17 protein-coding genes and 4 pseudogenes are annotated in these 22263 nt (G+C 38.1%); 18 read left to right on the plus strand and 3 right to left on the minus strand.

The genetic code is table 11. The annotated features are described in order from the left end of the window. Positions 1-236 precede the first annotated feature (236 nt). Positions 237-803, plus strand: a pseudogene (locus ACSVDH_RS03780) (pyridoxamine 5'-phosphate oxidase family protein); the annotation flags it as partial. Positions 804-1077: 274 nt separating this feature from the next. On the opposite strand, the gene ACSVDH_RS03785 reads toward ACSVDH_RS03780, so the two are convergent. Then, positions 1078-1992 carry an NADP-dependent oxidoreductase gene (locus tag ACSVDH_RS03785; RefSeq protein WP_439253823.1) on the minus strand — a complete coding sequence of 305 codons (915 nt, stop codon included), beginning with the start codon at positions 1990-1992 and terminating at the stop codon, positions 1078-1080. 250 nt (positions 1993-2242) lie between these two features. Then, positions 2243-2581 carry a VOC family protein gene (locus ACSVDH_RS03790; RefSeq protein ID WP_439253822.1) on the minus strand — a complete coding sequence of 113 codons (339 nt, stop codon included), beginning with the start codon at positions 2579-2581 and terminating at the stop codon, positions 2243-2245. A gap of 243 nt (positions 2582-2824) precedes the next feature. Between ACSVDH_RS03790 and ACSVDH_RS03795 the strand changes: the two genes are divergently transcribed. Together ACSVDH_RS03795 and ACSVDH_RS03800 are read left to right on the plus strand one after the other, a co-directional pair. Further along, positions 2825-3709 carry a LysR family transcriptional regulator gene (locus tag ACSVDH_RS03795; protein ID WP_439253821.1) on the plus strand — a complete coding sequence of 295 codons (885 nt, stop codon included), beginning with the start codon at positions 2825-2827 and terminating at the stop codon, positions 3707-3709. Positions 3710-4032: 323 nt separating this feature from the next. Beyond that, a pseudogene (locus tag ACSVDH_RS03800) lies at positions 4033-4194 on the plus strand (nucleotidyltransferase domain-containing protein); the annotation flags it as partial. A gap of 93 nt (positions 4195-4287) precedes the next feature. Here the strand turns inward: ACSVDH_RS03800 and ACSVDH_RS03805 are convergent. Continuing rightward, positions 4288-4485, minus strand: a pseudogene (locus ACSVDH_RS03805) (transposase domain-containing protein); the annotation flags it as partial. Between the two features lie 1005 nt (positions 4486-5490). Here ACSVDH_RS03805 and ACSVDH_RS03810 point away from each other — a divergent pair. From ACSVDH_RS03810 to ACSVDH_RS03880, 15 genes and pseudogenes are all read left to right on the plus strand, one after another. Further along, a complete protein-coding gene (locus tag ACSVDH_RS03810; protein ID WP_439253819.1) occupies positions 5491-6717 on the plus strand; it encodes a NosD domain-containing protein in 1227 nt (408 codons plus the stop codon). A 190-nt stretch (positions 6718-6907) separates the two neighbouring features. After that, a complete protein-coding gene (gene tatA / locus ACSVDH_RS03815; protein ID WP_046514233.1) occupies positions 6908-7093 on the plus strand; it encodes a twin-arginine translocase TatA/TatE family subunit in 186 nt (61 codons plus the stop codon). Positions 7094-7158: 65 nt separating this feature from the next. Then, positions 7159-7902, plus strand: coding sequence for a twin-arginine translocase subunit TatC (tatC, locus tag ACSVDH_RS03820; protein ID WP_439253818.1), 744 nt, complete (start codon positions 7159-7161; stop codon positions 7900-7902). 665 nt (positions 7903-8567) lie between these two features. Next, the gene (locus ACSVDH_RS03825) at positions 8568-8777 is read left to right on the plus strand and encodes a hypothetical protein (protein WP_439253817.1); all 210 of its coding nucleotides are present in this window, start codon (positions 8568-8570) and stop codon (positions 8775-8777) included. A gap of 494 nt (positions 8778-9271) precedes the next feature. Continuing rightward, complete coding sequence (locus ACSVDH_RS03830) at positions 9272-10246, plus strand: LacI family DNA-binding transcriptional regulator (protein ID WP_439253814.1); 975 nt, start codon at positions 9272-9274, stop codon at positions 10244-10246. Positions 10247-10445: 199 nt separating this feature from the next. Further along, positions 10446-11402 carry an ABC transporter permease gene (locus ACSVDH_RS03835; protein ID WP_052737699.1) on the plus strand — a complete coding sequence of 319 codons (957 nt, stop codon included), beginning with the start codon at positions 10446-10448 and terminating at the stop codon, positions 11400-11402. A 16-nt stretch (positions 11403-11418) separates the two neighbouring features. Further along, complete coding sequence (locus tag ACSVDH_RS03840; protein ID WP_439253813.1) at positions 11419-12333, plus strand: carbohydrate ABC transporter permease; 915 nt, start codon at positions 11419-11421, stop codon at positions 12331-12333. A gap of 33 nt (positions 12334-12366) precedes the next feature. Beyond that, the gene (locus tag ACSVDH_RS03845) at positions 12367-14004 is read left to right on the plus strand and encodes an ABC transporter substrate-binding protein (RefSeq protein ID WP_439253811.1); all 1638 of its coding nucleotides are present in this window, start codon (positions 12367-12369) and stop codon (positions 14002-14004) included. A 71-nt stretch (positions 14005-14075) separates the two neighbouring features. Then, positions 14076-15059 (plus strand): PfkB family carbohydrate kinase, encoded by a 984-nt coding sequence (locus tag ACSVDH_RS03850; RefSeq protein WP_439253810.1) that lies wholly within the window; start codon positions 14076-14078, stop codon positions 15057-15059. Continuing rightward, a complete protein-coding gene (locus tag ACSVDH_RS03855) occupies positions 15056-16549 on the plus strand; it encodes a glycoside hydrolase family 32 protein (RefSeq protein ID WP_439253808.1) in 1494 nt (497 codons plus the stop codon). Before ACSVDH_RS03850 ends, ACSVDH_RS03855 begins: the two co-directional genes overlap by 4 nt. Before the next feature lie 32 nt (positions 16550-16581). Continuing rightward, positions 16582-17190, plus strand: a complete 609-nt coding sequence (locus ACSVDH_RS03860) for a YesL family protein (protein WP_439253807.1) — start codon at positions 16582-16584, stop codon at positions 17188-17190. A 354-nt stretch (positions 17191-17544) separates the two neighbouring features. Continuing rightward, positions 17545-18516 carry a substrate-binding domain-containing protein gene (locus tag ACSVDH_RS03865; RefSeq protein WP_518617469.1) on the plus strand — a complete coding sequence of 324 codons (972 nt, stop codon included), beginning with the start codon at positions 17545-17547 and terminating at the stop codon, positions 18514-18516. Between the two features lie 80 nt (positions 18517-18596). After that, positions 18597-20153 (plus strand): sugar ABC transporter ATP-binding protein, encoded by a 1557-nt coding sequence (locus ACSVDH_RS03870; protein WP_439253842.1) that lies wholly within the window; start codon positions 18597-18599, stop codon positions 20151-20153. 6 nt (positions 20154-20159) lie between these two features. After that, positions 20160-21146, plus strand: coding sequence for an ABC transporter permease subunit (locus tag ACSVDH_RS03875; protein WP_518617472.1), 987 nt, complete (start codon positions 20160-20162; stop codon positions 21144-21146). Positions 21147-21194: 48 nt separating this feature from the next. Beyond that, a pseudogene (locus ACSVDH_RS03880) lies at positions 21195-22241 on the plus strand (glycoside hydrolase family 32 protein); the annotation flags it as partial. Positions 22242-22263 lie beyond the last annotated feature (22 nt).

The following is a 22263-nucleotide window of genomic DNA, read 5'->3' on the forward strand; positions in this document are numbered from 1 at the left end:
GGATTTTTTTCTTATTAATTAATCGGGCCATATTGTGGAGTAAGGAAGGAAATTATTTGGTTCACCTGGAAATTGTAAGTTATGCCCTTAAGGGTAGAGTTATGGAATAAGCGCAACATAAACGGCTGATTAAGCGGGCCCAAGCAAGGTTCCTCATCTGTTCGTTTCCGATGTCACAAAACAAAGGGAAAATTCTGCTCTAAGCAAAATGACTCAGACAGCCAAATCATTATAAAAAGAAAGGTGATACAGATTTAGACCATCATTGTTATGATTTTATTTCTAAGTCATCTTTTTTAGTGATTTCAACTTCTGATAATTTAGGTTTCTGTGATGTTTCACCAAGAGGGGATATGCCTGGATTTGTTCGTGTACTAGATAATAAGCATTTAATCATACCAGAAAGACCAGGAAACAAAAGAATAGATTCAATGCGTAATATTTTATTAAATCCAAAAGTTGGTCTTTTATTTTTTATTCCAGGATTAGGAGAAACACTCAGAGTTAACGGTAAGGCTTGTTTGGTAAAAGATGATGAACTTCTTGAAAAGATGGCTGTTAAAGGACAAAAACCTATTGTAGGTATTGGTGTGAAAGTAGAGGAATGTTTCATACATTGTGCAAAAGCTTTTAAGAGGTCAAAATTATGGGACCCGTCCACTTGAGCTAATAAAGAAACATTACCATCTGCTGCTAAAATTCTATTTGAACACGCTAAGATTCCTAACTCCACTGTTGATATAATTGCTGAAAGACTTCAGGAAAGTTATACAAAAAGACTTACGTGTGCTTATCTTGAATGAGATTTAAGCAATGATCTTCTAGAATCGGGCGCTATTCAGGAACAAAGATAAGCGCTCCTTTTCATGTTGAACATCTGAGAGTAATAGACTCGTTATAAAGTTAGGTAAAACTGGAAATGAGGTACCCTTCACATCAGATTGTAAGCTATTCCACCCTTGTTTAGAAAGTGTAAGGATAATAAAGAATTAAATAAAAAAGTAATACAAAGAGGCTGCCGCAAATAGTGGGAGAAGACTCTTCATAAATTCCCTAAATCCATTTCCATAGTACGCTTTAGCCAATTGTAAGAACCACTTTTCCTCGGCCGTGGCCACTCTCGATCTCTCGATGGGCGTCCACGGCTTGGTGTAGCGGAAATGCCTTCCTGATATGGATCTGCAATTTCCCTTGCGAGTATAGTTCTACTAGCTCAGTTAGCCGATCCACGGACCTCTGGCTGCGTATAGGGCGAACACCAAGTTCCTCTGCAAGGTCGAACGCAACAATTGTGCCGATTCGGTCTTTGTTTTCGACAAGTTCCAACGATGCGCGCAGAGCATCATCCCCAGCTGCATCGAAGGCTACGTCCACGCCATCCGGTGCTAGGGCACGGACTCTGTCTGCAAGATCCTCTCCATAAGTGACGGGGATCGCACCCAGCGATCGAAGGTAATCGTGGTTGTGTTCACTGGCGGTGCCGATGACAGTTGCTCCCCATGCCTGGGCCAGTTGTACTGCGAATGTACCAACTCCACCAGCTGCAGCGTGAATCAATATGGTGTCTCCCTTGTCAACGCCAAGTTCCTGTAACGCGGTGTGAGCGGTTTGACCAGAGGCTGTTATTGCACCAGCCTCTACCCAAGGCATGTTCTGTGGCTTATGCACAATCTGGTCAACACTAACCACCACATATTCTGCATAGCAGGCCAGTAAAGCCCATCCAAGTACTTCATTGCCGACAGAGAAGTCTGTGACTTTATCCCCGACTTGATCAATAATTCCTGCAAACTCGTTACCGAGAATCTGTGGATACCGCACCTCCAAACCGGGTGGTGCCCAGCCACTACTACGCACCGCCAAGTCGAACGGCTGGATTCCAGCAGCCTTGACCCGGACCCGAACTTGCCCTGCACCAGAATGAGGGTTATCAAATTCCATTACTTGCAAAACATTTGGAGGACCAGAAGTAGAAATTGCAGCGGCTTTCATGCTAAATCCCTCCTGAAGGGGTAAGGGTTCCAGCTGAAGATGGAACGGTATTGAGTATAATTAGGTAATTGAACTTTTTATCATCCAGACAGGCAAAATTTAAAATCTCTTTTTTTTGTTCGATAAGGTTAAGCAATCGAATTGTCTGATCTTTATTCATAGATAATTGTCCCTTCATATTTATTTTAAAATGTAATCCTAGGATTACGAATTAACATATTCTGCTATTGAACGATATTTATGTCTTCATTCAACTAAGAACCTCGATGGTAAATCCGCCCGGGGCTTTAACATAAAATGTCCAGCGATGAGCCCTTTTTGGCGGTTTTACATCAAATCCATCATTTTTCAAGTGTTGATAGATCTCGTTCACCCGTTCTTCGCTCTCCTGCGAAAAACCTATATGAAAGGACTTTGGGTAACTGACATGAGTACCTTTCATCAAAGCGAGCAATAATCCATCTTCGTCTAACAGTACAGCGAATGAATCACCATGCGTGCTCTTGGTTTGTAGGTCGAAATATTTCTCCAAGAACTCTCGAGCAGCGTTAACGTCAGTGACCGTTAGATTGATATGGTTTAGTTTCAAAGGTTACACTTCCTCTCTATAGTTATGATCTTTTACTCCCTATATTTTCTTTTTAAAAATGCTCTCCCAAAACTGGAAGTAGTTAATCAATAATACTCATAATCAAAACAGTATAATCCTCTAAAATCTTTGCAAGCTTTTATTGCTTACATGTTTTATTCTATAATTGATTATTAATAAATAAAAAGACATATTAATATATCTATATATATACTCGAGTATATGAATGAAGGAGTGACGAGCATGGAACTGCTGCAACTGCATTATTTTCTAAAAGTCGCTAAGTTGGAGCATATGACAAAGGCTGCGCAAGAGCTTCGCATTGCGCAGCCTGCTCTCAGCAAAACCATCGCTAGGTTGGAAGAGGATTTGGGTGTACCGTTATTTGATCGCAAAGGAAGGAACATTCGACTCAACTCATTCGGAAAAGTGTATTTGAAGAAAGTAGAAATGGCACTCATGTTGCTTGAAGAGGGCCGTAGAGAAGTTGAAGATCTTGCGGGAGTGGAAAGAGGGCGTGTATTTTTAGCAACAACAACTCATAAATGCTTTTCTGATGTAATAGGTTCTTTTATAGCCTTGCACCCTGATGTCAAACTTCAAATCACTCAGGCTTCAGAGAGGGAAAAGGTGCAACAGCTCCGAAATGGAGATATCGATTTTTGTATCACTTTCCCTCCCATTGAGCAGACGGGGATAGAGGGATTGTCCTTTCTCACTGAAAAAATCTTACTAGCTGTTCCTCATACACATCGATTTGCTAATCGGAGCAACATAGACTTGAGTGAAGTGGCTGATGATCCTTTTATTTGTATAAAGCAAGGGAATCCATTCCGAGAAATGACGGATGAATTTTGTCAAAAAGCAGGATTTACTCCGAATATTATATGTGAAGTCGACGAACATTCTGCAGTAGGTCATTTCATCCGTATGGGAATTGGTATTGCTTTTATGCCGGAAACCTTAATTGAAAAAATAGAGACGTCAATTCATTTAGTGCCTATCGATAATCCTATTTGTCAGCGTACCTACCAAATCGCATGGCTTGAAGGGCGCTATATGTCCCTGGCGGAACGTAAGTTTCGGGAGTTTTTTGTCCAGAGCTTTACCGAATTACCGAAGCAATAAACCTTTAATTTCAAGTCGAACTTTATGAGCCTAAAGCTCTAAATATTAGGAACCGGAGGTAAAAGGTTGAACTTGGCTGTTTCCTTTCTTAACTTCCAGGCCAATGATGGATTCATACTTTATCACACCTCCTTTTACATAGATTCACTAGTAGCTTCTATCTAGTAGTTGATAAATTAAAGATTATTAATTAAGAAGTATATTTAAATGAAATAATGCTTTTACAAACTGGGACTTTTTTGCAATAACATAAGCAGACAATTTCTCAGAAACTTTTTGACCAATTTATACAGGCATTTAAAAGATTGTTTGAGGTGAAATGAATGGTCGAAAGGCAAGATCCATTAGCAGCAGCGAAACAATTTATCGATAAGCACTTTTCAAATTGCCAAGGGGCTTTATTAGCAGGAAGTGTAGTTAGAGGAGAGGCAACAGAAACTTCTGATCTTGATATTGTTATTTTTGATAAAAGACTTACTTCATCTGTAAGCCCGAAATATAAAAAAAGCGCACCTTTCGGTCCGCATCACAAACAGCCGTAAATTCTGATTTTTTTAATCGAATTACAGCTGTTTCATTTATTTAGTACATTCTAACTGAATCATTTTTGACCAGGGCATGTATTGATCTAGTATTTCGGGGTTTTGATGAATGCCGAGATTCGGTAGATCCGTCAAAAGCTTCTTTATGTATTCATAAAAATCAATGCCGTTACTTTTGGCGGTTTCTGAAATACTCAAACAAATGGCGTTTGCTTTTGCACCGGCTTCAAAAATTAAGACTCTTATCATTGCAATTCTTATCAAATAATCTTTTAAAAATTTTTACCTTTACAATGAGATTCACAAAAAAAGTTTTTTATAAAATGTTTTTTGAAAACGACAGAATGAAAGTTTAATAAGTTTAAAAACGCTAAGGGATTTAAAAAAGTAATTAGTTATAAATAGGGAGAATAGTTAACCTTTAACAATATAATTTATTTAATTCCTCCAATATATTGACAGTCTTCGAAAAGCATAATATAATCAAATTCAATCAAGAAAATCCAAATTTAATCAGTTTTAACAGAGTATTCAACCACAAAAAATCACCGTTTCTACTTACCACTTCTTTGAAACCACTAACTAATAGAAACTCCTATCAACAAGATTAATCAAAATGATTCACTCACATCTTTAAGGAAAATGACTCATAATAGAACGTCTTAAGGGGGTGATCAATAACAGTTTTGTAAGCGTTAACAAATTCAATCTTCAATATTTGTCTTGCTATGAAAATCGTTCATATTAATTAAATTCCGGTAGTGTCAAAAGTTCTATGAAAACTAAATAAGTATCAAGAACTTATCCACTATTTAGGTGGTGATCCTACGTAATCGCTCCGCAATGGTTTAACAGAAGGATATCAAAGGCGAAGGGAACAAAAAGAAGACATGCCAAATAAGTCATTGTTTTTCCATTTTAAACCATTGGTAAGTTCGGTTTGTCTAGAGTTCGCTAACGCCGATTGCTGATTTAGTTCAAGAGGTCTGCTAAACAAATAGTTAGTCTACCCGTTGCTCGATCATCCATTGTAAGGCTAACTCTATAAGCTTGTACAACGTGGTGGCATGGTAGGAAGCCCTTGTAATTTTTGGTTTACTACGGGTACTTTTCCTTCAAGGGATGCATGTGGCAGGGGGTGGCAATTTTTTTGCTTATAAAAGCCCTCTATCAAGTATTTTATAGCCTATTTCTTATAAAAGTTTTGAAAATACGTAAATTCCTTAGGGGGGAGATAATATGGAAACAAATATATCTATTGAAAGGTCATATTCAAAAGAACGACGGAACATTGTAGTAGGATTATCTGTTTTTTTCTTAACATTTTTAAGTGGTTTTCCTTTTAAGGCAACAAAGGTAAGCGCTGCCAACGAAACGATCTATTACCCAGTAGATCATGGAGCACAGTTAAATAACCCCAATTTTGACAACGCACCAATTATTAATAATCTTATTAATAATATGCCTCCATCTGGAGGAGTCATTGAATTACCAGCAGGAGAAATGTGGATTCATTCTCCAATTAAAATTAATCGCTCTTATGTGACAATCAGAGGCGTTAATGCAGGTACACGTTCGAATATCGACCCCGAAGAACAAACAGGTTTAACTCATCCAGGTGGAGGAAGTAAACTTGTATTAGGTAATAACTGTCAAACAGCTATCGTTTCTGAAAGACGCGTTGGAGCACCACGAGTATCTTCGATTCAACTGGAAAGCTTTTTGATTCAAGGTCGTGGAACAGATAAAGGTCAAATTGCTGTTAATATCGACCAAGATAATGATGCAGTTCGTATTATTGGTGTTTCAACAATCAACGTAGATACTGGTTTACGATTAAATGGAGCTGACGCATGCACAGTAAGAGGCTGTTGGATTTCAGAAGTTCGTAATGGACTTCTTTCGGTCGGTGCTTCTCAGCAATTATTAGTAGCTAATAACTACTTTGGAACACAACCGTTAGGAAAAAGTGTGTTTTTAGAAAATCCTAACTGGGCAAATATTGTAGGTAACAACATCTATCCTGATGGACATGTATGTTTAGAAGCTATAGGAGCCAATGATTGTACGTTTACAGGGAATAATATCCAAAGCTACTACACTGGTGCTGTTATTATTAAAGGAAATGGAAATTTATTTTCTGGAAAAGTACAAGCGCTTAGAGATGGTGCAGGTAACTGGAAAAGTGACCCTATTGGGCGTGATGGTCTTTATGGACTGATTCATGTTAATGGAAATGATAATCATATCACAGCTTCAACTATCAATTCTGCTCAACCAGAAAATAACACTCGTATCCTAATTATGGGTGGTAATGGAAACTGGGTGACTAATACCAAGATTTATGGTATTTCTTCGAATCGAAAAGTTGTAGTCAATGGTTCATGTGTGGATACACGTATTGTTCATTCTGCGTCATCGTTAGAGGTAGATAAAGCTAATTCGAATACAACAATCGTTTGGTAATTTATTGCTCTGCTATTACTCTATTTGGGGTACGGCAACGATTCGCCCGAAATTCTCAACTGTAATTAAAATTAATCAAGGATTTAAAAAACTCGGTAAGAATATTGATTTAAACGACTTTTTTTGCTGAAGCTATTCTAAAAATGATTATAAGCGTCTAATGAATTTCAAAAAATTAGGAGGGGAAATTATGCTTCAAAATATTGGCGGGCCAGGATTAATACTAATTTTAATCATCGCCCTTATTATTTTCGGACCTTCTAAGTTACCGGAAATCGGAAGAGCTTTTGGCTCAACATTAAGGGAATTTAAAAAGTCTACCAGAGATCTTGTAACAGATGATTCAAATTCAGAAACATCTAATAAGAAAGAATAACTAACCAAAAAATAATAGGAGATGTAGGTTCTGTCTTACATCTTCTTTTTCATGGAGTGATTAGGTTGGAAGATCAAAACATGCGCTTAGTTCAGCACTTTGAGGAATTACGTAAACGCATTATTATCACTTTAGTTGTCTTTCTGCTGTCTTTAGTCCTAGCATTTATATATGTCCAAGATTTTTATTATGTGTTAGTTAAAGACTTGCCATTTAAACTGGCTCTGTTAGGACCGAGTGATATCTTACTCGTTTATTTAATGATTGCAAGCGTTGTTGCTATAACAGCTACTATACCAGTTGCTGCGCACCAAGCTTGGTTGTATGTACGTCCAGCTTTAACACCAAAAGAACGCAGAGTTACCATTGCTTATATTCCAGGACTATTTATTCTATTCATATTAGGAATTAGTTTTGGTTACTTTATTCTATTTCCTCTTGTACTAAATTTTTTAATGTCGCTATCTAATGATATGTTTACTACTTTCTTTACAACGGAGAAATATTTCCAATTTTTGCTTCACATGACTTTGCCTTTTGGAGTTCTGTTTGAAATTCCCGTTGTCATTATGTTTTTAACAAGTTTAGGAATTATAAATCCATATCGTTTGCAAAAAAATAGGAAATATGCATACTTTCTGTTATTCTTCGTTTCAATTTTGATTACGCCTCCAGATTTTCTATCAGATATTCTGGTGGTTATACCTTTATTACTCTTATATGAAAGTAGTATCAGCTTATCTAAATTTGTTTATAAAAGACAGCAAAGGACTAAAGAAGAAAAAAATGAGGTATACGAATCTGTTTAATAAATATAAAAAGCTGATTCCTTAAAATAAGGTGAGGAATCAGCTTTTTTAAGTCCTTAACTTTGCTTAACATACAAAATTCTCGTTTTTTGCTCTGGCCCCCTATACGTAAAAAAGTAACTCACACCCTAACTTTATAGGGTTAGGGGAAGTTAAAACTTGCTCCTTTTCCCCTTTTTCTTTTACTGACCTCAATATTTATGTGAGTTATAAGAACATCCCTAATTTAGAAATGAGAACAAGAATAGAGATGAAAGCGACAGCATGAAAGCCAATTTTCAAGGCTCAAGATAATATAGCGGCAAGGCTTATAACGCCGTTCTCGGCTAATTTCTTATCAAAGAACCCCACAAGAACGACACAGCCAGCTAGCTGCTAAAAGAAAATGAATATCGAATAAGTTTGTGGATTAATAGCGAGGGAATAAGCGGTAATCGTACAGCGGTTGTTGATGCTATTTTGTTGGTGCTGCTTAAATAGTTCATTTAGCTTCTTTTTGGCGGAAACGTATTCCGGTGAACCACTAGAATAAAAAGGTCCTAAAATCAATGGTTTCTGGACGCTTAGTGAATAATTTTTTCATTATTGTTGTTTTTCCTCCTTTAGTTTTCAGAATATTTAATTGTCTAAATCGAACATGCTTGTTCTGTACGTGAGGCAGACGGGTGACTTGGTCAACGGAAATTTTACAGGCTTTGATTGGTGAAGCGAAACGTAAAAAAATGGTGATTTTAAAAATTCATAGTCATCAAACTGAATTTTCCAGTTTTTCATCTTTTGATGATGAATCGGATGAAGATCTTTTCAAGGGATTTTCTGGTTGGATAGCAATTTTCCGGCAATCAGTGCCATTATGCTCCTTGATGGTCGCATAATAGCAAGATGGGTTAATGGGGATGGAAACTTCACTGAAGTTACGTCCGTCAGCGTTGCCGGTCCTGAAATATAGGTTTGGGATGCTAACTTATCAGAGAACGAGGAATTTTCGGAATATAAGATGAGGATTGAACAGACTTTCCGTAAAGGGACCACGGAGAAACTCTCTAGTCTCTCGATTGGAGTCGTAGGTGTCTCCGGAACGGAAATTCCTGTTGAAGAACAATTACATCGATTGAGTGTAGGTGCATAAGTTCTTGGTAGACGGAGATATAGTTGAGGAAAAAAATGTAGGTCGTATTTACAATTCTAATCTTAGTGATGCGGCAGAGGGGCGGCCAAAGGTTCAAAATAGCATGTCCGATAGGGAAAATGGTTAAGGAGAATATCCTCACCCATTTTATAAATATTAATTTTAAAAAACCGTTGAAACGTTTCCAAACTAGTGATATCATAAATTTATGAAATCGCTTTAATATTGGAGGTAGTTGTAGTGCCAAGTTTAAAAGATGTTGCAGACCTGGCAGGAGTTGGAGTTGGCACTGTTTCACGAGTCATTAACAATCATCCGAATGTAAGGAACGAAACACGGGAGAAAGTGAATGCTGCGATCAAACAATTAAATTACACACCTAATGAAGTTGCAAGAAACTTTAAAATGCAAAAATCAACAATGGTTGCGTTATTACTCCCTAGTATTTGGCATCCGTTTTTCTCGGAACTGGCCTATTATATCGAAGATGAGCTTGATCGGGAAGGTTATAAATTGATGCTTTGCAATAGTGGAGGAAGACCTGATAAAGAGCTTCATTATTTCGATATGCTCAACCAGAATAAGGTAGCAGGGATTATTGGAATTACTTATAATGACATCGAGGATAGCGTGAACACCGATATTCCGATTATCAGCATTGACCGTCACTTTGGGAAAAAAATCACATGTGTAACTTCAGATAACTATATTGGCGGCCGCATTGCCTTAAAAGAACTTGTAAAGGCAGGAGCAAAAAAAGCGGCGTATCTGGGAATCACTAGTTCTGTCTACAGTGAGGTCGAACTCAGGAAAAAAGGATTTATCGAGGAAGCAAATGCTCAAGGGATTGAATATATCATTTATGAGGAGAATGATGCTGTTTATAATGATGATAAATTTTTCGGAGATTTCTTTAAAATAAAAGAACATCTTAATGTTTCCGGCGTATTTGCTAATACTGATTTACTAGCCGCCAAATATATTGATAAAGCTAAACAATATGGAATACGAACTCCCGAGGATGTAAAAGTAATTGGTTATGATGGAATTCAAGATAATAAGCTGTTTCACCCGATTCTATCAACGATTCGACAGCCGGTCGAAGAGATGGCCAGAATGTCTGTGAAACTTCTATTAAGAAAGGTTGAAGGAGAGAGGTTAGAACATGAGATTTATCGAATCCCGGTCATGTACAGAGAAGGAGAAACGACATAACTGTTCAAATCTTTCTTCTTTAATTGGAAACGTTTCAATTGGAACCGGAAAATTTTTTAGCTTTAATTGGAAACGTTTCAATTGAATTTTTAAAAATTTTTTTCTTTATTTGGAAACGTTTCAATTGAAACGCAAACAAGGGATCTATCAAATCTTAGTTATATATTAACCTAAAGTTAAATGAAAGTGAGGTAAAGATATGGAAGTGACAAGGAAGACAAATCATGTGATCGATTTACCTATCCAAAGTAAAAAAAGAGCAAAGTTAAGAAAAATCTTGAGTAATTATCAGCTTTACTTATTTCTTTTACCTGCATTAATTTATTTTATTGTATTCCATTATGTCCCGATGTATGGAGTATTAATTGCTTTTAAAGATTTTGTAGCAACAAAAGGGATTTTTGGAAGTCCGTGGGTTGGATTTAAACACTTTGATCGATTTTTTGATTCCTATCAATTTTGGATCCTTATCAAAAACACGCTTGGTCTTAGCGTTACTCAATTAATCATTGGTTTCCCGCTTCCGATTTTTCTTGCTCTTATGTTAAACCAAATTAGGAGTGAAAAATACAAACGTTTTGTTCAGACCGTGGTTTATGCACCACATTTTATCTCAGTGGTTGTATTGGCTGGTATGATCTATGTTTTCTTTTCAAACAATGGCCTTATTAATAACTTAATCCTGATCTTCGGCGGAGATCCGATATCATTTATGGCAAAACCGGAATGGTTTAAACCATTATATATTGCTTCTGGTGTTTGGCAAGAGACCGGATGGGCTGCCATTATTTATCTGGCAGCGTTAGCAGGAGTCAGTCCAGAGCTGCATGAAGCTGCAGTGATGGATGGAGCAAATAAGTGGCAGCGGATCTTTCATGTTGATATTCCAGCCATTATGCCAACGGCAGTTATTCTATTAATTTTATCAGTGGGTAACATTATGAATATTGGATTTGAAAAGGCCTACCTTTTGCAAACACCGATGAACCAGCCGGCAGCAGAAATTATCCCAACCTATGTTTATAAGATGGGTTTACAGCAGGCGCAATATAGTTTTGCTGCTGCAGTTGGTTTGTTCAATTCAGTGATTAACTTAATTTTATTAGTGGCAGTCAATAAGTTCGCTAAGAAATTATCTGGTACAGGCTTATGGTAAGGGAGGTGCAGTAAAAATGAGTTTACTAGCTTTGAAAAATAAGAAAATTACAAGAAGGTCAAAGGAAGATAAAGTGTTTGATATTATTAATTTCTTCCTAGTTGCAATCATCTTAATATTGGTAGTTTATCCTTTGTACTTTATTGTTATTGCTTCCTTTAGTGATCCCAATATGATTTACGAAGGCAAGGTATGGCTGCTGCCGAAAGAAATTACCTTCGAGGGATATGATCGGATCTTTCGAGATAGCAAGATATGGCTGGGTTATAAGAATTCTATCGTCTATACAGTTGGTGGAACAATCGTAAATGTTTCCTTTACCTTAATGGCAGCCTATGCCTTATCCAGAAAAGATTTATATGGAAGAAATGTGATTATGTTCTTGTTTCTAATGACGATGTTTTTCTCAGGCGGGTTAATCCCTACTTATCTTGTAGTAAAAAATTTAGGCTTACTTAATACAATGTGGGCGTTAATCTTACCGAAGGCTGTTGCTGTATGGAATGTGATTGTAGCGAAAACCTTTTTTGAAACTTCCATTCCTAACGAGCTGCTAGAAGCTGCCAAAATGGACGGCTGTTCCGATGTCAAGTTTTTCTGGAAGATTGTCCTGCCGCTATCCAAACCAATTGTCGCAGTAATGGTGTTATTCTATGCAGTTGGACACTGGAATTCTTACTTTGATGCATTAATCTACTTAAATAATGAAAATTTATATCCACTTCAATTAATATTACGAAACATTTTAATTCAAAATGAAGCATCCACGATGATGATTAGTGACCTGGAATCATTGGCTGCAAAGCAAAGAGTCTCAGAGTTAATTAAATACGGTGTGATTATTGTAGCTTCTATTCCGCTTTTAATCGTATATCCATTTGTCCAAAAGTATTTTGTGAAAGGTGTTATGATCGGCGGAATTAAAGGTTAATAGAAAACTTTTATTAAACGAGGGGGAAAATCAATGCTTAAATCGATGAAGAAAAGAATGAAGGGTAACAAAAAGAAGGTTTCCATGGCATTGGTATTTGGGTTAAGTGCCTCATTGGCATTGGCAGGATGCTCTAACAACAAATCCGCTAACACAGATAAAGCAGAAAAGGCTGCCTTTAACGAAACAGGCTTACCGATTGTTGACAAAGAAGTTACGTTAAACATTGTTTCACCAAAGGCACCCTTAGCACCTGACTATTCAGAAATGGTCATTTTTGAAAGACTTCAAGAAGCAACGAACGTAAAAATCAAGTGGAATAATATCCCTGGCGATGGATATCAAGAAAAGAAAAATTTAATGCTGGCAAGCGGTGACCTGCCAGATGCGTTTTATGCTTCTGGATTTAGTGATCACGACCTTGTCCAATATGGCCAAAACGGAACGATTATACCTTTAGAGGATTTAATTGACAAATATGCTCCTAATTTGAAGAAGCTGTTCGAACAAAGACCCGATTTGAAAAAAATTGTAACCGCACCTGACGGACATATATATTCCCTGCCACGTGCGGAAGAAATGGATCTTATCGGAATGCCTAACATAATGTTCATTAATAAAACATGGTTGGATAAACTTGGCCTTGAAATGCCAACGACATTAGAAGAATACCATGATGTGTTAAAAGCATTTAAGGAAAAAGATCCGAATGGAAATGGAAAGCAAGACGAAATTGGTCTTACTTTCTGGTATAACGGCTGGTGCGGTAATGAAGGAGATTTAATTGGATTATTTGGCCTGCCGGATGCACCTTTTGAAGCGGATCACCGTGTTGTGAGAGATGGAAAAGTAATCTATGCAGCGGTTCAGCCGGAGTTTAAAGAAGCAATTATATATTATAACGGCTGGGTAAAAGAAGGATTAATTGACCCTGAGGTTGTAACGCAAAAGACTGAGCAGCTATTTGCAAAAGGGAAAACACAGGATCCAACACTAGGCTCATTCATTTGGTGGGAAAATACGGAAGTAGTGGGTGCTGATCGGGTGAAAGACTACGTCGTAATGCCTCCATTGAAAGGGAAAGATGGAAAAATCGTCATTGGACGTTCCAATTATTCCGAGTATGGTAGAGATGCTTTTGTCATTACCTCGGCGAATAAAAATCCTGAGATTACGATGCGTTGGGTTGACCAATTGTATGAGCCAAAAATGTCTGCGCAAATTAACTGGGGACCAATCGGTGACATTTACGAGGAAGATGCAAATGGCATGTTAGTCAATAAAGAACTCCCTGTTGGCGTGGCTATGGGTGAATTGCGTCAAAAGGTTGCTCCAGGCGGTCCGTTTGCCGTTCTAAAAGACCACTTTGGAAAAGTGGTAGACATGGAACCAAGAGCGAAGGAAAGATTACAAATTCTTGATCAGTATTACAGACCTCATATGGTACAGGAAAATTACCCATCCATCTTCTTTAGCCCTGAAGAACTGGAAGTGATTAATACGATTGAACCTGAAATTAAAGCATTTGTTAAACAGAAAGAAGCGCAATGGCTGATCGAGGGCGGAATTGAGAAAGAATGGGATTCGTATGTGAAGCAATTAAATGATATGGGACTCGATAAATTAATGAAAGTTTATCAAAAAGGATTAGACCGCTATAACAAACAATAATCCTGATATTAAGCCAGACCTCCTTAACTATCTGGCTTTTCTTTGAAAAAATAAAAAATGGGATGATGTACATGTTTGATGTCACGGCTTTAGGCGAAGTATTAATTGATTTTACCCCCTACGGTTATTCAGAAAAGGGGCATGTATTATTTGAAACCAACCCTGGCGGGGCGCCGGCCAATGTCCTTGCGGCACTTTCCAGATTAAATAAGAAAACGGCGTTTATTGGAAAAGTGGGCAATGATCAATTTGGTCATCTGCTCAAGTGTGTCCTGAAAGACCAAAAGATTGATACAAGCAATCTTTTGGTCTCGGAAACTGTCAATACTACACTGGCTTTTGTTCATCTAGATGAAAAAGGGGATCGTTCCTTTAGTTTTTACCGTAATCCAGGAGCCGATATCATGCTGGAGAAAGATGAAATTGATGTGGATACGATTAAACAATCCCGTATCTTTCATTTCGGTTCCTTATCATTAACGAATGAACCTGCAGCTAAAGCTACTTTTACTGCATTGAAATATGCAAAAAAGCACAAGGTTATCATTTCTTATGATCCTAATTTGCGAATTCCTTTATGGAGGTCACTTGATGAAGCGAAGCGGCAGATTTTAAAGGGATTTGAATATGCAGACATTGTGAAAATTTCAAAGGAAGAGCTGGAATTTTTAACTGGTTATCGTGATGTGGTAAAAGGAACGGACGTTTTACAGGAACAATATGGAACAGCTGTTATATTTATAACTCTAGGTCCAGAAGGCTGTTTTTATCGAAGCAGACATGTATATGGCCGAAAAGAAGGATACGATGTAAACGTTGTTGATACAACAGGAGCAGGGGATGCTTTTGTTGGCGGAGTATTGTATCAAATCCTTGAAAGGAATAAACCTTTAGATGATTTAACGGGAGCAGACTTTGAAGAAATGGTCACTTTCGCTAATGCAGCAGGTGCATTAACGACAGAAGGAAAAGGTGGTATTCCCAGCATTCCAACAAAGGATCAAGTTGAAAAGTTTTTAAAAAAAGAATTCCTGAGAAAGGAAGAACGTAAATGAAAAACCTCTTGGAAAAACAAAAATATTATACAGAAAAATACCGTCCGCAGTATCACTTCACCCCAGAGAGAAACTGGATGAATGACCCGAATGGGATGGTGTTTTTTAACGGGGAATATCATTTATTTTATCAATATCATCCCAATGGAAACACATGGGGTCCGATGCATTGGGGACATGCGGTAAGTAAAGATCTTGTTCACTGGGAACACCTCCCGATTGCTTTGGCTCCGGATGAGCATGGGGCAATTTTCTCGGGAAGTGCCGTCGTAGATTGGAACGACACTAGTGGTTTCTTTGAAGGAAAATCAGGGTTAGTAGCGATTTTTACCCATGCGGATACATACCCTGATTCTGATCGTCCAAGACAAAGGCAGAGTGTTGCCTTTAGTAAAGATAACGGACGTACATGGAGAAAATATGAGGGAAACCCAGTTCTCCAGGAAGAAAGTATTACTGATTTTCGTGATCCAAAAGTGTTCTGGCACCATGAAACCAATCAATGGATTATGGTGGTAGCTGCAGGTCAAACAGTTAGAATTTATTCTTCAAAGAATTTAATTTCATGGGAGTTTGCGAGTGAGTTTGGACAAGGGCATGGCTCACATTTAGGAGTTTGGGAGTGTCCCGATCTTTTTCAATTACCAATCAATGGAGATGTTGATCAGAAAAAGTGGGTATTATTTGTCAGCATAGGCGATAATCCAGAATATCCAGAAGGATCTAGAACTCAATATTTTATTGGAGAGTTTGATGGTAAATCATTTATTAATGATTACACCCCAGAAACGGCTCTGTGGATTGACTATGGACGTGATAATTATGCGGGTGTCAGCTGGTCCGATGTATCTGCTGAAGACGGCAGAAGAATTTATGTTGGCTGGATGAGTAACTGGCGTTATGCCAATGTTACCCCTACAAAAGAATGGCGAAGTGCGATGACCATTCCTAGAGTATTAGAGTTGAAGAAAACAGAAGAAGGGGTCCGGATCGTACAAAAGCCGATTCGTGAATTACAGAGTCTTCGTCATGAAAAGATAGTAATAGAAAACGAAATAGTAGTACCGGGTCAAAATCTTTTGGCAAATGTAAAAAGTAACACATTCGAAATCATTGCCGGGTTTGAAATTGGAGAGGCCAAGGAATTTGGATTCAAGGTTTGCAAGGGTACCAATGAAGAAACGATTATTGGATATAACCTAGAAAACCAAACCTTATTTGTAGATCGAACCCATTCGGGAGAGGCTGTTTTCCATGAGGACTTCGGTGGAAAACATGAGAGCAAATTACTGCCAGAGAATAATAAGATCACCTTACATGTTTTAGTGGATCAGTCGTCTGTAGAATTATTCGGAAACGATGGAGTGTCGGTTCTTACAGACTTAATCTTCCCAAATCAAGAAAGTAAGCAAATTGAGCTTTATGCAAAAAATGGAAAAGTTAAGTTGAATTCGTTAGAGCTTTATACGTTAAAATCCGCGTGGAGATAAAGCAGTGAAATGGTAAAAGGGAGAGTGACAGGATGAATAGTTTAAATAATAGATTATATTCAGCATTAAATACGATCGTAGATTTATTTCTTTTAAATTTACTATGGGTTATTGCGTCGCTCCCCCTGGTTACCTTTTTTCCTGCAACAGCAGCCATGTCTGGCGTTGTCCGTAACCGAATCTTACAAAAGGAAACGGACGATATTTTAAAGAGCTTTTTGAAAATGTTTAAGGAGAATTTTAAACAAAGTTTAATAATATCCATATTTTGGATTTTGTTGGCCGTCTTTTTATTTTTAGATTATCGTCTTATTTATCCAGGAACTTCTGTTGTACAGCTCATTCTTTCTATCATCCTAGCCATTGGCATTTTGCTTTTTAGTTCGACCTCTATTTATCTATTTCCGATTATGGTCCATTTTGAACTAAGCTGGAAGCACGTGATTCGAAATGCCTTTCTTTTTTCACTTATGAACCCGGTCTTAACTGTTCTATTATTGATCATTGTAGGAGCAGGGATTGCTCTGTTCTATTTTTATCCAGTTACCATTTTATTCATTGGAAGTTTCACAGCCTATACAATTTATTACTTATGTCAAATGTGGTTTAATCAGCTGCTAAATATGAAAGGAACGAATTGAGGCGTTGAATCTATCATTATTAGCCTCAACTCTTATCAGTTTATTTGTGATCGAAGTAAAGTCCTATGGACCGCCTTTTATGGCTCGGGTGGATGAAAAATTGGAAATATGAGCAGGACATTCCAACATCCTAATTCAGAGGAACGATGTCGATGCTAACAAATAGAAGTTCCTATCAACAAGATTAATCAAAATGATTTATGCACATCTTTTAAGGAAAATGACTCATAATAGAACGTCTTAAGGGAGGTGATGCAGCACATATTTGTAGGCGCTTACAATTGTAATCTTCAATATTTTTCTTGCTATGAAAATCGTTTTTTATTAATTAAATGAATTCCTGGGGGGCTCACAATGAAAAAGAATGTAAAAACTTTATTTGTGCTAGTTTCAATCCTTGTAATGGCTTTAATGACTGCATGCACCAGTGCAAGTGAATCTTCAAGTGGCAGCGATGGACAAGAAAACGGTGACGATAAATTAACAATCGGATTAACAGTAGGTACTATGGCAAATCCATTTTTCGTTGCCATGGGAAAGGGTGCTGAAGAAGCCGGGAAAGAATTAGGCGCAGAGGTTCTTGTCGAAAGCGCCGAATATGATCTTGCAAAACAAACCTCGCAAATTGAAAACTTTATTACCAAAAAGGTCGATGTGATTTTATTAAATGCAGTTGATTCGAAGGGGATTGCTGCAGCCGTTCAACAAGCGAAGGATGCCGGCATTCCAGTCATTGCAGTTGATACAAATGCTGAGGGCGGTGTTGATGCAACGGTTACATCAGATAACTACCAAGCAGGTCAGCTTGCTGGTGAATATGTAGTTGAACAATTAAATGGAAAAGGAAACATTGTTATAATCGATGGACCGCCAGTTTCAGCTGTAACAGATCGTATTCAAGGATTTGAGGATGTGATTAAACAATCTGGAATTAAAGTAGTTGCTAAGCAAAATGGTGAAGGTAACCGTGAAAAAGCATTATCCGTTATGGAAAGCATTTTGCAAGCGAATCCATCTGGCTCAATTGACGCTGTATTTGCGATCAATGACCCTGAAGCAATCGGAGTGGAAATTGCTCAAGAGCAAGCGGGAAGAAAAGATGAGTTTTTCATTGTAGGTGTTGATGGTGCTCCTGAAGCGACAGAAGCAATGTCTAAAGAAGGAAGCTCCATTATGGCCACTTCTGCTCAATCACCAAGTGAAATGGTGAAAAAAGCAGTTGAAATTGGCATGAAGGTGAAAAATGGTGAAGACGTTGAAGAGCTTATTAAAGTACCTGTTGAGCTAGTTACTCAAGATACATTAGATTCTTACAAGGGTTGGTAAGCCTCCCTGATGAATGAGGCTGATAAGTGTCCATCCCCTTACTCAGCCCCTTTCAAATAAGTAAAAGGTGGGATTGACTTATGGCTGTTAAAGAGTTGTTATCAAAAAAACAAAACATGATGAAAATGCCGGTACTGAATATGGAAGGGATAAGTAAAACATTCTCAAGTATAAAGGTGTTAAAAAATGTGAGAATAGAGCTCTATCCTGGTGAAGTACACGCATTAATGGGAGAAAACGGCGCCGGGAAATCAACCTTTATGAAAATCCTTGCAGGAATCTTTTCTCCTGATCAAGACGGCGGGAAGATCTATTTAAAGGGTCAGCCAATATCATGGAAGGATCCGGTTGATGCAAGGAATAGAGGGATAAGTGTGATCCACCAGGAGTTAAATTTATCTCCTAATCTTACAATCAGTGAAAATATTTTAATGGGTTCAACCTTTCCGAGAAATCGCTTAGGAATGGTCAAATGGGATGAGGTACATGAACGTGCACAAATGGTGCTGGATTCAATGGGATCTAACCTGAACCCCCGGCAACTTGTTTCAACCTTGAGTGTCGCACAACAGCAAATGGTCGAGATTGCACGAGCATTATCCTTTAAGGCAGAGGTGCTGATCATGGATGAACCTACAGCCTCATTGACAGATAAAGAGATTACGAAGCTGTTTCAAATTATTGAGGATTTGAAAAGGCAGGGAGTTGCGATCGTTTATATTTCACATAGGATGGACGAAATCTTTAAGATTTCAAATCGATTCACTGTATTACGCGATGGTGAGTGGATTGCAAGCGGGCCGATTGAAGAGACAAATCCTAACCATCTCGTAAAGCTAATGGTAGGTCGTGATTTAAAAGATTTATTTAATCGAACGAAAGCAGCTGAGTCAACAAGCACATATCCGGTTGCCCCTGTTCTACAGTTGAAGAATATTTCAGATCATACGATTGTAAAAGGTGTTTCATTTAGCATTTACCCTGGTGAAATTGTTGGTTTAGCAGGACTGGTAGGGGCAGGTCGAACAGAGCTGGTTAGGGCGCTATTTGGTGCATCGGAGCTGAAAAGCGGAGAAATCTACGTAGATGGCAAGCCTGTCATCATAAAATCGCCTATTGATGCGATTGCAAATGGAATCGCCCATGTGCCCGAAAGCAGGAAAGAACAAGGTTTATTTTTATCGATGTCAGTAAAAGAAAATCTATTAATGGCAGAATTAAAAAAGCATTCAAAGTCAGGAATAGTCCGTTGGAAACAGGTTAATGCGAGTGCTGATCAGTTTATAAAAGACCTTAATATAAAAATTGCCTCACCTGAACAGCAGATTTCGAACCTTAGCGGCGGTAATCAACAAAAGGTAGTTATCGCTAAATGGCTATCCATTGCGCCGAAGGTTTTACTGCTAGATGAACCAACGCGAGGGGTTGATATCGGGGCAAAGACTGAAATACACAAAATTGTCTCAAAGCTTGCGGATGAAGGCTTAGCCGTATTGGTGATTTCATCTGAACTGCCGGAAATATTAGGAATTAGTGATAGGATCCTTGTCATGAGCGAAGGAAGATTAACTGGGGAACTTTCGAGTGAAGAAGCGACACAAGAAAAAATTATGTATTTAGCTACTAGAGGGGAGTAAAGGAAAATGAAGGAAAATATTCAATCAGCTTCACCACCACAAAGCCTGCAAGTAGGAAATATCCTTCATGGTCTATGGAATCGTTTAGGGATGATTATGATTCTATTACTATTATGTGTTGTCCTTTCATTCACAGCACCAAACTTTTTAGATACTGCCAATATGTTAAATGTATTAAAGCAGGTTTCCATTATTGCGATATTAGCTGCAGGAATGACAATTGTTATTTTAACAGGCGGAATCGATTTATCAGTTGGTTCTACAGTTGCTTTATCTGGTGTTATCTCAGTTATGGTTTCTGCTGCAGGAGTTAACCCGATACTTGCGATGTTATCAGGTGCAGCAGTAGGTTATGCAGTAGGTCTAATCAATGGCTTTTTTACAGCAAAAACGAAATTGCCATCATTTATCGTAACATTAGGAAGCTTTACATATGTTCGCGGTCTTGCATATGTCATAAGTGGCGGCTATCCAATTGTTTTGCAAAATGAAACCTTTAAATTCATTGGCGGCGGGGCTATTTTTGGAGTGCCTACCCCGATCTATATCATGCTTTTGGTGTATGGCGTGATGTTTTTTGTCCTTAAGTATACAATGTTTGGCCGCCATATTTATGCAATCGGCGGAAATGAAGAAGCAGCACGATTAACAGGAATCAAGGTTGAAAAGGCATTAATTAATGTTTATTCCATTAGCGGCTTATTAGCTGGCTTAGGCGGTGTCGTATTAGCTGGAAGATTGTATTCCGGCCAGCCGACTGCAGGGCAAATGTATGAATTAGATGCCATTGCTGCAGTTATCTTAGGCGGAACAAGTTTAACTGGAGGAAAAGGCAGAATACAAGGAACGATCATCGGGGTTTTAATTATGGGTGTTATCAGTAATGGGTTAACACTAATGGATGTGAATTATTATTGGCAGTTGGTTGTAAAAGGCGGCGTGATTGTAGCAGCCGTATTATTAGACCGTTTAAGAGGAAGCAGTGCAGCATGAACTTCACCTTGTTATTTTAATGATAAAGGAGTTTATATGAAAATGTCTATAAAAAGGAAGATTTCTGCGCTTCTAATCAGTTTAACTGTTCTTGGTTGTCCGTTTACAAGTGTTTCTGCTGCAGAGGATTCTGGGTATTATCAAGAACCTTTTCGTAATCAATTTCATTTTTCCCCTGAAGCAAACTGGATGAATGATCCAAATGGAATGGTTTATTATGACGGTGAATATCATTTGTTTTATCAGTATCATCCTTATGGGACCACATGGGGACCGATGCATTGGGGTCATGCAGTAAGTAAAGATCTTGTATATTGGAAGCATTTGCCGATTGCCTTATCACCTGATGAAAACGGTGACATTTTCTCAGGAAGCGCTGTGATCGATTGGAACAATACAGCAGGGTTTGGAAAGGAAGCAATGGTTGCCATCTTTACTCATTCAGGGGAAAAAGGCCAAGTCCAAAGTCTTGCCTACAGCCTTGATAAAGGCAGAACATGGAAAAAGTATGAAGGCAATCCTGTTATGCCTAATCCTCCGATACCTGATTGGCGAGATCCGAAGGTATTTTGGCATGAAGATACAAGCCAGTGGGTCATGTCATTAGCAGCAAAAAATAAGGTCATGTTTTATACGTCACCGAATTTAAAAGACTGGGAGTTTGCCAGTGAATTTGGTCCAGATGGCGGGATCCAGGCAAATAGTCTTGATCGCACCTCTTATGCGATGTCTTCGCAAGCAGGCGGATCTTTTAGCTATAATGGCGATATCACCCTTAACAAAAAGAATGGGAGAGAAGGCGCTGGCGGTCTTGTTTTTCGCGCTGACAAGGATGCGAAGAATGGATATGTGGCCAACCTGGATGCAAAAAATGATGTTGTCACATTAAGTAAAAATGTAGATGGTATTTCGAAAGAAATTGCTCGCAAACAAATAACTCTAAAAACCTCAACGACTTATCAAGTAAAGATAGATACCAATGGGGACCAAATCAAAGTTGCTGTAAACGATCAGTTTGTTATTGAAGCAAATGATCCAACTTTCGAAAGCGGTTACTATGGTTTATCTGCTTGGAATTCTACAGCAGCTTTTAGAAATGTTGAATTTACTAATAAAT

The organism is Metabacillus sp. Hm71 (assembly GCF_051842955.2).
Lineage (GTDB): Bacteria > Bacillota > Bacilli > Bacillales > Bacillaceae > Metabacillus.

Excerpts from the sequence above, each read along its gene's own strand:
- ACSVDH_RS03850 (WP_439253810.1), top strand. The coding sequence starts at position 14,076 with ATGTTTGATGTCACGGCTTTAGGCGAAGTATTAATTGATTTTACCCCC.
- tatA (WP_046514233.1), top strand. The coding sequence starts at position 6,908 with ATGCTTCAAAATATTGGCGGGCCAGGATTAATACTAATTTTAATCATC.
- ACSVDH_RS03835 (WP_052737699.1), top strand. The coding sequence starts at position 10,446 with ATGGAAGTGACAAGGAAGACAAATCATGTGATCGATTTACCTATCCAA.
- ACSVDH_RS03860 (WP_439253807.1), top strand. The coding sequence starts at position 16,582 with ATGAATAGTTTAAATAATAGATTATATTCAGCATTAAATACGATCGTA.
- ACSVDH_RS03845 (WP_439253811.1), top strand. The coding sequence starts at position 12,367 with ATGCTTAAATCGATGAAGAAAAGAATGAAGGGTAACAAAAAGAAGGTT.
- ACSVDH_RS03870 (WP_439253842.1), top strand. The coding sequence starts at position 18,597 with ATGGCTGTTAAAGAGTTGTTATCAAAAAAACAAAACATGATGAAAATG.
- ACSVDH_RS03855 (WP_439253808.1), top strand. The coding sequence starts at position 15,056 with ATGAAAAACCTCTTGGAAAAACAAAAATATTATACAGAAAAATACCGT.
- ACSVDH_RS03785 (WP_439253823.1), bottom strand. The coding sequence starts at position 1,992 with ATGAAAGCCGCTGCAATTTCTACTTCTGGTCCTCCAAATGTTTTGCAA.
- ACSVDH_RS03810 (WP_439253819.1), top strand. The coding sequence starts at position 5,491 with ATGGAAACAAATATATCTATTGAAAGGTCATATTCAAAAGAACGACGG.
- ACSVDH_RS03865 (WP_518617469.1), top strand. The coding sequence starts at position 17,545 with ATGAAAAAGAATGTAAAAACTTTATTTGTGCTAGTTTCAATCCTTGTA.
- ACSVDH_RS03840 (WP_439253813.1), top strand. The coding sequence starts at position 11,419 with ATGAGTTTACTAGCTTTGAAAAATAAGAAAATTACAAGAAGGTCAAAG.
- ACSVDH_RS03875 (WP_518617472.1), top strand. The coding sequence starts at position 20,160 with ATGAAGGAAAATATTCAATCAGCTTCACCACCACAAAGCCTGCAAGTA.
- ACSVDH_RS03795 (WP_439253821.1), top strand. The coding sequence starts at position 2,825 with ATGGAACTGCTGCAACTGCATTATTTTCTAAAAGTCGCTAAGTTGGAG.